10 protein-coding genes are annotated in these 12,992 nt (G+C 61.3%); 3 read left to right on the top strand and 7 right to left on the bottom strand.

The window, feature by feature from the left end; all coding sequences use genetic code 11:
• The first annotated feature begins 135 nt into the window (after positions 1–135).
• Genes PGR6_RS01000 through PGR6_RS01010 form a run of 3 tightly spaced genes read left to right on the top strand, consistent with a single transcriptional unit; the run spans position 136 to position 5,353 of the window.
• Positions 136–1,239: an efflux RND transporter periplasmic adaptor subunit gene (locus tag PGR6_RS01000; protein WP_064615805.1), complete on the top strand. Its 1,104-nt coding sequence runs from the start codon at positions 136–138 to the stop codon at positions 1,237–1,239.
• Positions 1,236–2,303 (top strand): efflux RND transporter periplasmic adaptor subunit, encoded by a 1,068-nt coding sequence (locus PGR6_RS01005; protein ID WP_064615807.1) that lies wholly within the window; start codon positions 1,236–1,238, stop codon positions 2,301–2,303. Before PGR6_RS01000 ends, PGR6_RS01005 begins: the two co-directional genes overlap by 4 nt.
• On the top strand, positions 2,300–5,353 hold the full coding sequence (locus PGR6_RS01010) for an efflux RND transporter permease subunit (RefSeq protein WP_018929344.1): 3,054 nt from the start codon (positions 2,300–2,302) through the stop codon (positions 5,351–5,353). The genes PGR6_RS01005 and PGR6_RS01010 overlap by 4 nt, the downstream gene beginning before the upstream one ends.
• A 3-nt stretch (positions 5,354–5,356) precedes the next feature.
• Here PGR6_RS01010 and PGR6_RS01015 read toward each other — a convergent pair whose 3' ends face one another.
• The 7 genes from PGR6_RS01015 to PGR6_RS01045 form a co-directional block, all read right to left on the bottom strand.
• Positions 5,357–5,986 carry a class I SAM-dependent methyltransferase gene (locus PGR6_RS01015; RefSeq protein WP_018929343.1) on the bottom strand — a complete coding sequence of 210 codons (630 nt, stop codon included), beginning with the start codon at positions 5,984–5,986 and terminating at the stop codon, positions 5,357–5,359.
• Positions 5,987–6,050: 64 nt separating this feature from the next.
• A complete protein-coding gene (locus PGR6_RS01020) occupies positions 6,051–6,695 on the bottom strand; it encodes a methionine ABC transporter permease (RefSeq protein ID WP_018929342.1) in 645 nt (214 codons plus the stop codon).
• The gene (locus PGR6_RS01025; protein WP_064615809.1) at positions 6,685–7,806 is read right to left on the bottom strand and encodes a methionine ABC transporter ATP-binding protein; all 1,122 of its coding nucleotides are present in this window, start codon (positions 7,804–7,806) and stop codon (positions 6,685–6,687) included. Before PGR6_RS01025 ends, PGR6_RS01020 begins: the two co-directional genes overlap by 11 nt.
• Before the next feature lie 2 nt (positions 7,807–7,808).
• Positions 7,809–8,618, bottom strand: a complete 810-nt coding sequence (locus PGR6_RS01030) for a MetQ/NlpA family ABC transporter substrate-binding protein (protein ID WP_064615811.1) — start codon at positions 8,616–8,618, stop codon at positions 7,809–7,811.
• Positions 8,619–8,807: 189 nt separating this feature from the next.
• The gene (locus PGR6_RS01035; protein ID WP_064615813.1) at positions 8,808–10,160 is read right to left on the bottom strand and encodes an LLM class flavin-dependent oxidoreductase; all 1,353 of its coding nucleotides are present in this window, start codon (positions 10,158–10,160) and stop codon (positions 8,808–8,810) included.
• Positions 10,160–11,353, bottom strand: a complete 1,194-nt coding sequence (locus tag PGR6_RS01040; protein ID WP_064615814.1) for an SfnB family sulfur acquisition oxidoreductase — start codon at positions 11,351–11,353, stop codon at positions 10,160–10,162. Before PGR6_RS01040 ends, PGR6_RS01035 begins: the two co-directional genes overlap by 1 nt.
• A 23-nt stretch (positions 11,354–11,376) precedes the next feature.
• Positions 11,377–12,618 carry an SfnB family sulfur acquisition oxidoreductase gene (locus PGR6_RS01045; RefSeq protein ID WP_019651519.1) on the bottom strand — a complete coding sequence of 414 codons (1,242 nt, stop codon included), beginning with the start codon at positions 12,616–12,618 and terminating at the stop codon, positions 11,377–11,379.
• Positions 12,619–12,992 lie beyond the last annotated feature (374 nt).

Genomic DNA, 12,992 nt, shown 5'->3' on the forward strand with positions numbered 1-12,992 from the left:
CGGGAGCAAGCTCCCTCGCCACAGGATAGTCCCCAGGCCATAAGGTACGTAGCAAACCCGTGCACCTGTTGAACCCTGTTCTAAGCTCACAGTCGTATCGTCACTGGCACGTACGTACAACGCAAAGGAGTCTGCATGGCGGGTCCCGGATTGAAATTAATGGTTGGCCTGAGCCTCTTCGCCTTGCTGACCGCCTGTGGTGAAAAAAAGCCCGTCGAGAAGGACCGTCCGCGAGTCTTCGTGCAAGAGGTCAAGCCAACCGATTACGCCGCCGCGGTGACACTCACCGGTGATGTTCAGGCCCGAGTCCAGACCGAGTTGTCGTTCCGCGTGGGCGGCAAGATCATCCAGCGCATGGTCGATGTCGGTGACCGGGTGTCGGCCAAACAAGTGCTGGCCAGGCTTGACCCCAAAGACCTGCAAACCAATGTCGATTCGGCCCAGGCCCAGGTGGTTGCCGAGCAGGCGCGGGTCAAACAGACTGCCGCCGCCTTCGTTCGCCAGCAAAAACTCCTGCCCAAGGGCTACACCAGCCAGAGCGAATACGACTCCGCCCAAGCGGCCTTGCGCAGCAGCCAGAGCGCATTGAGCGCGGCTCAAGCGCAATTGGCCAACGCCCGCGATCAACTGAGCTACACCGCGTTGATTGCCGATGCGCCAGGCGTGATTACCGCGCGCCAGGCCGAAGTCGGCCAGGTGGTGCAGGCCACGGTGCCGATTTTCAGCCTGGCCCGGGATGGCGAGCGTGACGCGGTGTTCAACGTTTACGAATCGCTGCTGACCGAGCCGCCGTCGGACCGATCGATTGTGGTCAGCCTGCTCGACAATCCGAAGGTCAAGACCACGGGCACCGTTCGGGAGGTCACGCCAGCGGTGTCCGCGCAGACCGGCACGGTGCAAGTCAAAGTCAGCCTCGACGGTCTCCCTGAAGGCATGCAGCTCGGCTCGGTGGTGAGCGCCACGGCCAAGCCAGTGGGTAAAACCGCAGTGGAACTGCCCTGGGCGGCCCTGACCAAAAACCTCAGCGACCCGGCCGTGTGGCTGGTGGACGCCGAGGGCAAGGCGCAGTTGCACACGGTCACCGTTGGCCGTTACCTGACCGGCAAAGTCATTGTCAGCGCCGGCCTCACCGGTGGCGAAAAAGTCGTCACCGCGGGCGGCCAGTTGCTGCACCCGGGCGTACGGGTGGAGGTCGTCGAAAATACCGATCAGACCCCAACCACAGGAGCCCAACCATGAAGCACCTGTTGCTGTTGTCCGCCGCTGTACTGCTGGTCGCCTGTTCCAAGGAAGAAGCGCCGCCAGAACCGGTGCGGCCGGTGTTGTCTGTGGAAGTGAAAGCGCTCCATCAAGAGGATCTCGGCCGGTTCGCCGGCAGCATTCAGGCCCGTTACGAAAGCAATGTCGGTTTCCGGGTGCCGGGGCGTATCGCCAGCCGCAATGTCGATGTCGGCGCCGAAGTCCAGAAAGGCGCCTTGCTCGCCACCCTCGACCCCACCGATCAGCAGAACCAGTTGCGCTCGGCCCAGGGTGATCTGGCGCGTGTTCAGGCGCAGCTCATCAATGCCCAGGCCAACGCCCGGCGTCAGCAGGAGTTGTTCAATCGCGGGGTCGGTGCCCAGGCACAACTGGACATCGCCCAGACCGAACTGAAAACCACCCAGGCGTCCCTCGATCAAGCCAGGGCCGCCGTCAACCAGGCGCAGGACCAACTCAACTACGTCGAGCTGCGCACCGATCACAAAGCCATTGTCACCGCGTGGAATGCCGAAGCCGGGCAAGTGGTGACCGCCGGCCAGCAAGTGGTGACCCTGGCGCAGCCGGACATCAAGGAAGCGGTGATCGACTTGCCCGACACCCTGGTCGATGATTTGCCGGCCGACGTGGTGTTCCAGGTCGCCTCGCAGCTGGACCCGAGCATCACCAGCACCGCCATCGTGCGTGAAATCGAACCCCAGGCCCAAAGCGCGACCCGTACCCGTCGCGCCCGCCTGAGCCTGACCGATACGCCGCCGGGCTTTCATCTCGGCACGGCGATCAGCGTGACCCTCAGCTCTGAAATCAAACCACGCCTCGAACTGCCGGCGAGCGCATTGCAGGAGGTCGATGGGAAAACACGGATCTGGGTCGTCGATCCACAGACGCAAACCGTTGCCCCAAGGGAGGTCAGCCTGGTCAGCCGGACCGACGACACGGTAGTCGTGGCCAACGGAGTGAAGTCCGGCGAGCGGGTGGTCAGTGCCGGTGTGAATAGCCTCAAACCGGGGCAGAAAGTGAGAATTGACGAGGGCAGCCCGCAATGAAAGGGAGTTTCAACTTATCCGAGTGGGCCCTCAAGCATCAGTCGTTTGTCTGGTATTTGATGTTCGTCGCGCTGTTGATGGGCGTGTTCTCCTACCTGAACCTGGGCCGCGAAGAAGACCCGTCGTTCACCATCAAAACCATGGTGATCCAGACCCGCTGGCCCGGCGCGACCCAGGAAGAAACCCTCAAGCAGGTCACTGACCGGATCGAGAAAAAACTCGAAGAACTCGACTCGCTCGATTACGTGAAAAGCTACACCCGCCCCGGTGAATCGACGGTCTTCGTTAATCTGCTCGACACCACCAGCGCCAAGGACATTCCGCAAATCTGGTATCAGGTGCGCAAGAAGATCAACGACATCCGCGGCGACTTCCCGCAAGGCCTGCAAGGGCCGGGCTTCAACGATGAGTTCGGTGACGTGTTCGGTTCGGTGTATGCCTTTACCTCTGACGGCCTGTCAATGCGCCAGCTACGCGATTACGTGGAACAGGTGCGTGCCGAAATCCGTGAAGTGCCAGGGTTGGGCAAGGTCGAAATGATCGGCGAGCAGGATGAAGTGCTGTACCTGAACTTCTCCACCCGCAAACTCGCCGCCCTCGGCATCGATCAGCGCCAGGTGGTGCAGAGCCTGCAATCACAGAATGCCGTGACCCCGGCGGGAGTGATCGAGGCCGGCCCTGAGCGGATTTCGGTGCGGACCTCGGGGCAGTTTGCCTCTGAGAAAGACCTGGCCAACGTCAACCTGAAGCTCAACGACCGCTTCTACCGCCTGGCCGACATCGCCGACATCAGCCGTGGCTATGTCGATCCTGCCACCCCGGAGTTTCGTTTCAACGGCCAGCCAGCCATCGGCCTGGCAATCGCCATGAAGAAGGGCGGCAACATCCAGGCATTTGGCAAGGCGCTGCATCTGCGTATGAACGAGCTGACGGCCGACCTGCCGGTGGGCGTTGGCGTGCACAACGTTTCCGATCAGGCCGAAGTGGTGGAAGAAGCTGTTGGCGGTTTCACCAGTGCGTTGTTCGAAGCCGTGGTGATCGTGCTGATCGTCAGCTTCGTCAGCCTTGGCGTGCGCGCCGGGCTGGTGGTGGCGTGTTCGATTCCGTTGGTGCTGGCGATGGTCTTCCTCTTCATGGAATACAGTGGCATCACCATGCAGCGGATTTCCCTCGGAGCACTGATCATCGCCCTCGGCCTGCTGGTGGACGACGCGATGATCACGGTGGAGATGATGGTCACGCGCCTGGAAATGGGCGAAACCAAAGAACAGGCGGCGACCTTCGCCTACACCTCGACGGCGTTCCCGATGCTCACCGGCACGCTGGTTACCGTCGCCGGTTTCGTGCCGATCGGTTTGAACGCGAGCTCCGCCGGTGAGTACACCTTCACGCTGTTCGCGGTGATCGCGGTGGCTATGCTGGTGTCATGGATCGTCGCCGTGCTGTTCGCCCCGGTACTCGGTGTGCATATTCTGAGCAGCAATGTGAAACCTCACGACGCAGAGCCAGGGCGCATCGGTCGGGCGTTCAATGGCGGCCTGCTGTGGGCCATGCGCAATCGCTGGTGGGCCATCGGTATCACCGTGGCGCTGTTCGTGCTCTCGGTGTTTTCCATGCAGTTCGTGCAGAACCAGTTCTTCCCGTCCTCGGACCGCCCGGAAATCCTCGTCGACCTGAACCTGCCGCAAAACGCCTCGATCGCCGAAACCCGCAAAGCCGTGGACAAGCTTGAAGCGACGCTCAAGGGCGACCCGGACATCGTGCGCTGGAGCACCTACATCGGCGAGGGTGCGATCCGTTTCTACCTGCCTCTCGACCAGCAGTTGCAGAACCCGTACTACGCGCAACTGGTGATCGTCAGCAAAGGCCTGGAGTCACGCACGGCGCTGACTGCTCGTTTGCAAAAGCGCTTGCGTGAAGACTTCGTCGGCATCGGCAGTTACGTCCAGGCCCTGGAAATGGGCCCGCCGGTGGGGCGTCCGATTCAATACAGGGTCAGCGGTAAAGACATCGATCAAGTGCGCAAACACGCGATCGCCCTGGCCACTGAACTGGATAAAAACCCGCACATCGGCGAGATCATTTACGACTGGAACGAGCCGGGCAAAGTGCTACGCATCGACATCGCGCAAGACAAGGCGCGGCAACTGGGGCTGTCGTCGGAAGACGTGGCGAACCTGATGAACAGCATCGTCGTCGGCTCGCCGGTGACGCAGGTCGATGACGACATCTACCTGATCGACGTGGTCGGCCGCGCTGAAGATGCCGAGCGCGGCAGCCCGGAAACCTTGCAGAACTTGCAGATCGTCACCCCCGGCGGCACTTCGATACCGCTGCTGGCGTTCGCCACGGTGCGCTACGAACTGGAGCAACCGCTGGTATGGCGTCGTGACCGCAAACCGACCATCACCATCAAGGCTGCGGTGCGCGACGAGATTCAGCCGACCGACCTGGTGAAGCAGTTGCAACCGGACATCGACAAGTTCGCCGCCGGTTTGCCGGTGGGCTACAAAGTCGCCACTGGCGGTACGGTGGAGGAAAGCGGCAAGGCCCAGGGGCCGATTGCCAAGGTGGTGCCGTTGATGCTGTTTTTGATGGCGACCTTCCTGATGATCCAGTTGCACAGCGTGCAGAAGCTGTTCCTGGTGGCCAGCGTCGCGCCGCTCGGCTTGATCGGCGTGGTGCTGGCGCTGATTCCGACCGGCACGCCCATGGGCTTCGTGGCGATCCTCGGGATTCTGGCGCTGATCGGCATCATCATCCGCAACTCGGTGATTCTGGTGACCCAAATCGATTCTTTCGAGAAGAGCGGTTATACGCCGTGGGACGCGGTGGTGCAGGCCACGGAACATCGGCGTCGGCCGATTTTGTTGACGGCAGCGGCGGCGAGTATGGGGATGATCCCGATTGCCCGGGAAGTGTTCTGGGGGCCGATGGCCTACGCGATGATTGGCGGGATCATCATCGCCACCTTGCTGACGCTGCTGTTTTTGCCGGCGCTGTATGTGGCCTGGTACAAGGTACGCGAGCCGAAGAAACAAGCGCCGTAACGATCAGTCGGCTCGACGCCAAACGCTGGCCAACCAAGGCTGCTGCTCCCGCGGCAGCCCCGCCGGCCGGTAGTAATGCTCCAGCTCCACAAACCCCGCCTCGGTCAGCATTTGTTGCCACGCCGCCAGGTCGTAATACGCCCCATAACGCGGTCCGTTCCAGCCTTCCTGATTCTCGCCACGGGGATTGGAACTGAACAACACACCGCCCGGCTTCAATGCCGCGCGCAGTTGCTTCAACACCCTGGGCAACTCCTGACTCGGGACATGAAACAGCACCGCATTGGCAAAAATCCCGTCAAACCGCTCGGCTGGCAGATCGAGCTTCAGGAAGTCCTGCTGCCAGACCTCACACCCGCTGTCGTCCCGGGCCATCTGCGCAAGCTTTTCCGAACCGTCGAGCCCGATGGCGATGTGGCCCAGGCGGGTGAAGGTTTTCAGGTCGCGGCCGGGGCCACAGCCAAAGTCGAGAATGCTGAAGGGCGCCTCACCCTGGATGTGCCGTAGCAGGGCATCGATGTTCTGGCTGACATCGTGATCGCGAGTGCCTTCACGGAAGTCCTCGGCCACCGCGTTGTAATGGCCCAGGGTGGTAGAGGTGATCTGCTCCAGGTCGGCGGGAGTCTGTTTCATGGTCGGCTGCACAGAAAAAGAAAGAAGCACTGACTATAAGCGCTTTCGCACTTTTGATCTTGATTCAGCGCTTGTTCAACCCCCGCGCCAACCGATCCCCACCCAACTGAATCACCGCCACCAACACCACCAGCAACACAATCACCGTCAACATGATCTGGCTGTCAAAGCGCTGATACCCATATCGATAAGCAATGTCGCCCAACCCACCAGCGCCAATCGCCCCGGCCATGGCCGATGAGTTGATCATGGTCACCAGCGTAATGGTGAAGCCGCCGACAATCCCCGGCAGCGCCTCGGGCAGCAGCACATGCCAGACGATATGCCAGCGTCGGCAACCCATTGCCTGCGCCGCTTCGATCAACCCGTGGTCGACTTCCCGCAGGCTGACTTCGGCGATGCGTGCGAAGAACGGCGTAGCGGCAATAGTCAGCGGCACCACCGCTGCCCAAACGCCATAGGTGGTGCCGACGATCAACCGGGTGAACGGAATCAGCGCCACCATCAAAATCAGAAACGGAATCGAGCGGAACAGGTTCACGAACGCGCCCAGTGCGCGGTTCAGCGCCGGTGCTTCGTAGATCCCGCCTTTGGTGCTGGTGACCAGGATCACCGCCAGCGGAATACCCACCAACAGCGCGATCAGTGACGACACGCCGACCATCAGGAAGGTGTCGATGAAGCCTTGCAGCAATCGATCAAACCACATAACCCAGCACCTCCACCTGTTGCGCCCAATGACTGGCGCGCTGACGCAATTCCTCGGCACCGAGGGACGAACCGGTCACCGCCAGCAGCAATTGCCCCAGCGCATGGCCCTGAATCCGTTCCACGCCCCCTTGCAGCAAACGCACACGACCACCGAGGGCGCTGAACAGCGCCGCCAGGTCTGGCTCGTCGCGGGTATTGCCAGTGAATTGCAAGCGCAGGACCACGGCAGCGTCCGAAGACTGCGGCTGTGCCTGCAAGCGGCTTTGCAGTTCGTCCGGCAGGCCATGTTGCAGCGGTGCGAGCAAGGTCTTGCTCACTTCATGCTGCGGGTTGCCGAAGACTTCCCAGACCGGCCCTTGCTCGACGATTCGCCCGTGCTCCAGCACCACGACCCGATCACAGATATCGCGGATCACCGCCATCTCGTGGGTGATCAGCACGATGGTCAGGCCCAGGCGCTGATTAATCTCGCGCAACAGGCCGAGGATCGATTGGGTGGTCTCTGGGTCGAGGGCCGAAGTGGCCTCGTCGCACAGCAGAATCTCCGGGTCATGCACCAACGCACGGGCGATGCCGACACGTTGTTTCTGCCCGCCGGAAAGCTGCGCCGGATAAGCCTTGTGCTTGCCTTGCAGGCCGACCAGTTCGAGCAATTCACGGACCTTCTGCTCGCGTTTTTCCTTGGGAACACCGGCGACTTTCAGCGGCAACTCGACGTTCTGCCAAACCGTCTTGGCCGACATCAGATTGAAGTGCTGGAAGATCATGCCGATGCGTCGGCGCAGCGCCACCAGACGGTCTTCATCGAACTCGCCGATGTCCACCTGATCGATCAGCACTCGCCCGCTGCTCGGTTGTTCGAGGCGGTTGATGGTACGGATCAGAGACGACTTGCCGGCACCGCTGCGCCCGATGATGCCGAACACTTCGCCGCGTTGGATTGCCAGGTCGATACCGTGCAGGGCCGCCACCGGACCTTGCTGGCCATTGTAGGTTTTACCCAGGCCGATGAAGCGCACGTGGGCGCGGTTCAGCTCGGGGTGGAGCTCGGTGCGTTCAGCACTGTGTGGCTCTGGAGTCTCCAGTCGCCGTTGGATGGCGGCCGTCATGCTCAGCTTTCCCAGCCGGCTTGATAGAGCTTGCCGTGGGCTTTATCCAGCGCTGCGCGAACCGCTGGCGAGTGCTGATAGATGTCGACGAATTTGATCAGCCGTGGGTCGGTTTTGCTTTTCGGCTGGATCACGAACTGGATCACGTATTCCTTGTGATCGAGACCATCGAACAGCAGGGCGGAACTGGCATCGAAGGTTTTCGACAGGCGAATGTAGGCCGGATAACCCTGGACCAGATCGGCGTCGTCGTAGGCGCGTACCAGTTGCACGGCTTCGACCTGAAGGATTTTGATTTTCTTCGGGTTGGCGATGATGTCCTCTTCGGTGGCCTTGTAGCCGACGCCCGGTTTGAGCGTGATCAACCCGGCCTTGGCCAATAGCTGCAGGCCGCGACCGCTGTTGATCGGGTCGTTGGCGATGGCCACGCTGGCGCCTTCTGGCAACTCGGCGAAGCTTTTGTAGTTCTTCGAATAGAGGCCGACGTTGTTGATGATGCCCGGGGCGAACGGCACCAGATCAAAGCCGGCCGCGGCCTTGGCGTTTTCCAGGAACGGGATGTGCTGGAAATAGTTCACGTCGATGTCGCCCGAGGCGAGGCTGACGTTGGGAGCGATCCAGTCGCTGAATTCCACCAGTTCGACTTTCAGGCCTTGTTTGCTGGCTTCCTCTACGGCGGCTTCCAGCGGAATGGCGAAGGCGGCGGTGGTGCCGACCTTCAACGGCGCGTCGGCGGCGAAGGTGATGGAGCTGAAGAGGCCGAGGGCCAGGGCCAGTGCTTTGACTGGGTGGGATAAGAGTTTTTTGGTCATGATGATTTTCCAGTCAATTGTTTAATGTGCATGCTTTTGTGGCGAGGGAGCTTGCTCCCGCTGGGCTGCGAAGCGGCCCCAAAGCCATTCAATGAGTTCAGTCAGTTGAAACTCGCCAGCAGGTTTTGCGACTGCTGCGCAGTCGAGCGGGGCGATGCGGCGTTCCGACAAGCTCCCTCGCCACAGGTTTTAGTGTCGGTAGTGGGAGCCCGTGTGTTGCTCAGGCAAATGCGCGTCACGCTGAAACAGTTTTTCCCGCAGGCTGCCGTCGTCGTAAGCGGTCTTGTATGACCCTCGGCGCTGCAACTCCGGAATCACCAGCTCAATGAAATCCACATAGCTTTCCGGGGTGACGATCCGTGTCAGGTTGAAGCCGTCGAGGCCGGTTTCGGCGATCCATGATTCCAGCTCATCGGCCACTTGCTCAGGCGAGCCGACCACGGTGATGTAGCGGCCACCGAGGGCGTGTTGTTCCAGCAGTTTGCGGCGGGTCCAGTCGTTGTTTTGCAGGTTCTTGGTGGCAGACTGGATGGCGTTGCTCTTCACGTACTGGATCGGTTCGTCGAGTTCGTACTCGGAAAAATCGATCCCGGTGGACGCCGAAAAGTGCGCGACGCCGGCCTCGGCGCTGGCGTAGCTCAGGTATTCGGCATGCTTGGCCCAGGCCAGCGCTTCGGTGGCGCCGACGATCACGTTCAAGCCCATGAACACCTTGATGTCCCAAGGATTGCGCCCGGCCTCGACGGCGCTGGCGCGAACCTTGTCCACTTGAGCCCGGGTCGCCGGTTTGTTCTGGCCGCTGATGAACACGCACTCGGCATGCCGACCGGCGAACAGCAAACCGCGATCGGAGCTGCCGGCCTGGAACAGCACCGGCGTGCGTTGCGGCGACGGCTCGCAGAGGTGATAACCCTCGACCTGATAGAACTCGCCCTTGTGCTCGACCTTGTGCACTTTGTCTGGCTGGGCGTAGATCCGTTGCTCGCGGTCGTTGAGCACCGCGCCGTTTTCCCAGCTGCCTTCCCAGAGTTTGTAGAGCACTTGCAGGTATTCGTCGGCCTGGTCGTAACGTCGGTCATGTTCCACCTGCTCGCTGAGGCCCATGGCCTTGGCGGCACTGTCCAGATAGCCGGTGACGATGTTCCAGCCGACCCGGCCGCGACTCAGATGATCAAGCGTCGACAGGCGTCGGGCGAACAGATACGGCGGCTCGTAGGTCAGGTTGGCGGTCAGGCCGAAGCCGAGGTTCTTGGTGACCGCGGCCATGGCCGAGACCAGGAGCAGCGGGTCGTTGACCGGCAACTGGATCGACTCTTTGAGCGGCACGTCGACCGAGTTCTGGTAGACGTCGTACACGCCGACGATGTCGGCGATGAACAGACCGTCGAACAGTCCGCGCTCCAGCAGTTGCGCCAGTTCGGTCCAGTATTCGATCGTCTTGTACTGGGTGGACGTGTCCCGTGGATGGGTCCACAGGCCATGGTTGATGTGCCCGATGCAGTTCATGTTGAACGCGTTGAGCAGGATCTTCTTTTTGCTCATCAAATGGTCCCCCGCAACGGCGGGTTTTCATCGTTGAGGTAGTAATTGCCCACCGCGTGATACTTCCAGCGCACCGGATCGTGCAGGGTGTGCACCCGGGCGTTGCGCCAGTGCCGATCGAGGCCGTGCTCAATCAGGGTCGCCTGGCTACCAGCCAGTTCGAACAACGTGCTGCCGGCGGCGAGGGAGATCTCAGTGCTGATGGCCCGGGCTTCGGCAACCGCAATCGACGCGGCGGCGACGGTCTCGGCATTGGTGTCGGCCTGGGCCCGGTCGAGGAATTCGCCGGAGCGTTCCAGCAAGGCTTCGGTGGCGTGCAGACGAATACTCAAGTGGCCGAAACTCTTGATGGTCAGCGGGTCTTCGGTGGCTGTTTCATGCGTGGCGTCGATCCACGGTCGGGTTTTGGTGCGCACGAAATGCAATGCATCTTCATAGGCTGCGCGGGCAATGCCGGTGTCGATCGCGGCGTGGAGAATCTGCGCCAATGGGCCGACAGTGGTCGGGCGTTCGAATGCGCTTTGAAATGGAATCACGTCTTCGGCGGCAACGTAGACATCCTCGAACACCACCGAACCGCTGCCGGTGGTGCGCTGGCCGAAGCCGCTCCAGTCGTCGATGACCGTCAGGCCTTTGCTGTTGTGCGGGACGAAGGCCAGCTGCTGCACGCCGTTTTCATCCACTACTGAGGTGGGGATGCGCTGGGCGTAAATGGCGCCGGTGGCGTAGAACTTGCGGCCGTTGATGCGATAGCCGTCACCGTTGCGGGTCAGGCGGGTGACGCGGTCATGGGCGGTTTTGGTGCCCAGTTCCGCCAGTGCATTGCCGAAACGCTGGCCGGCCAGCACTTCGGCGTACAGGCGTTTTTTCTGCTCATGGCTGCCGTTCACACGGAGCACTTCGAGGGCGTAGAAATGGTTCTGCGGGATCTGCCCCAGGGAGCCGTCAGCCTGGGCGATCAACGCGATCACTTTGGCCAGGGTGGCGTTGGAAACCCCGGCGCCGCCGTATTCCTTTGGCACGCTGATGCCCCAAAGACCCGAACGGGAAAACACTTCCAGTTCCGGGTGCGGCAAACGACGTTCGCGGTCGCGCAGGGCGCTGTCGCGTTTGAAGTCGTCGGCCAGGTCACCGGCGACGATCAGGGCTTGCTCATCGCTGGTAATGACCGCGACGTTTCGAGAAAGAGACATGTGTTTCTCCAGCGATCTGGTCGTTAAATCCAGGAGTGGCGAGCCGGCAACGTGCCGTTCAAGTGATATGCGCCAACCGCGTGATACTTCCAGCGCACCGGGTCGTGCAGCGTGTGCACCCGGGCATTGCGCCAGTGGCGGTCGAGGTTGAACTCGGCGAGGGTGGCGCGGCTGCCGGCCAGCTCGAAGAGTTTTTCGCTGGCCAGCAGCGAGATCTCGGTGGTCAGCACTTTGGCCTCGGCAACGGCAATCGAGGCGCGTGCCGCAGACTCGGCGGTGAGCGGCGCGGCGTTGACCTGATCGAGCACTTGCCCGGCCTTGCGCAGCAGCGCTTCGGCGGCGTGCAGTTCAATTTTCAGCTTGCCGATATCGGCGATCACGTAGAGGTCGTCGCTGGCCCGTTCGACCTTGGCGTCGATCCAGGGCCGGGCACGGGTTTTCACGAATTCGATGGCGTCATCGATAGCGCCCCGGGCGATGCCGGCGTCGATGGCTGCTTGAATCAGCTGCGATACGGCGCCCTGAGTGTTCGGGCTGTCGTTGATCCTCCAGTTATCCACCACCAACTCGGCGTCGACCCGCACGTTGTTGAGCAAAATGGTGCCGCTGGCGGTGGTGCGCTGGCCGAACCCCGACCAGTCATCGACGATGCGCAGGCCCGGGGTGCCACGACGAACGAAGGCCAGCACTTGCTTGCCGTCGTCGTTCAGCGCCTTGACGGCCACCCAATGGGCGAACAAGGCGCCGGTGGAGTAGAACTTCTGCCCGTTGATGACGAAGCCATCGCCGTCTGCGGTGATTCGCGCCTTGAGCTCCAGGGTATTTTTGGTACCGCGCTCCGGCCCCGCGTTACCGATCCGCCAGCCTTCGAGCACGCTTTTGAACAGCTGTTTTTTCTGCGACTCGGTGGCACTGCCCAGTATCAGGTTGAGAATCCCGAACTGGTTCTGCGGGATCTGCCCCAGGGCCGGGTCGGCTGCGGAAATGATTGCGAAGACTTCGGCAACGGTGACGAATGAAACCTGTGGGCCGCCGTACTCACGCGGGATGGCAATGCTGCCCAGGCCGCTGCGAGTGAACTGTTCGATTTCCGACCAGGGCAACTTGCGCTGCTGGTCACGTTTGGCGGCGTGCAGGCGGGCGACTTGCGCCAGCTCTTGGGCAGCCTTGATGGCTTGTGCGTCGTTGCGCAAGACCTGCGCGGGCAACAACAATGGGGCGATGTCCAGATCACTCTGGATGATTGCATCTGCCAGACTGGACATCAGTGCCGCTCCTTGGCTGCACGCAATGCCCTGGCGATTTGCACTGGGGTGATTGTGTTCCGGACCATACCTACCTCACATCTCATGAAAACGCCGCAGGTGTTGCGGCGAACGAAAAACACGAATGTCCGGTGGTCCGGTGTATATACCCTAAACGCGTATAAATAATTAATGAACTAACTTTTAGGAATATGCATAGAAGGGTGGCATCGCCAGGACGGTCGAGCCCTGTGGCGAGGGAGCTTGCTCCCGCTCGGCTGCGAAGCAGTCGCAAAATCGGCCATCACGATTCAATTACACAAACACGTGAGCCAGTTTTGGGGGCGCTTCGCACCCCAGCGGGAGCAAGCTCCCTCGCCACAAAAAGCCCTCAT

Origin of the sequence: Pseudomonas sp. GR 6-02, from assembly GCF_001655615.1 — a bacterium.
In the GTDB taxonomy this organism is placed as follows: domain Bacteria; phylum Pseudomonadota; class Gammaproteobacteria; order Pseudomonadales; family Pseudomonadaceae; genus Aquipseudomonas.

Bases quoted from the DNA above. Each gene is read 5' to 3' on its own strand.
- PGR6_RS01020 (WP_018929342.1), bottom strand. From the start codon at position 6,695: ATGTGGTTTGATCGATTGCTGCAAGGCTTCATCGACACCTTCCTGATG.
- PGR6_RS01045 (WP_019651519.1), bottom strand. From the start codon at position 12,618: ATGTCCAGTCTGGCAGATGCAATCATCCAGAGTGATCTGGACATCGCC.
- PGR6_RS01035 (WP_064615813.1), bottom strand. From the start codon at position 10,160: ATGAGCAAAAAGAAGATCCTGCTCAACGCGTTCAACATGAACTGCATC.
- PGR6_RS01010 (WP_018929344.1), top strand. From the start codon at position 2,300: ATGAAAGGGAGTTTCAACTTATCCGAGTGGGCCCTCAAGCATCAGTCG.
- PGR6_RS01000 (WP_064615805.1), top strand. From the start codon at position 136: ATGGCGGGTCCCGGATTGAAATTAATGGTTGGCCTGAGCCTCTTCGCC.
- PGR6_RS01005 (WP_064615807.1), top strand. From the start codon at position 1,236: ATGAAGCACCTGTTGCTGTTGTCCGCCGCTGTACTGCTGGTCGCCTGT.
- PGR6_RS01025 (WP_064615809.1), bottom strand. From the start codon at position 7,806: ATGACGGCCGCCATCCAACGGCGACTGGAGACTCCAGAGCCACACAGT.
- PGR6_RS01030 (WP_064615811.1), bottom strand. From the start codon at position 8,618: ATGACCAAAAAACTCTTATCCCACCCAGTCAAAGCACTGGCCCTGGCC.
- PGR6_RS01040 (WP_064615814.1), bottom strand. From the start codon at position 11,353: ATGTCTCTTTCTCGAAACGTCGCGGTCATTACCAGCGATGAGCAAGCC.
- PGR6_RS01015 (WP_018929343.1), bottom strand. From the start codon at position 5,986: ATGAAACAGACTCCCGCCGACCTGGAGCAGATCACCTCTACCACCCTG.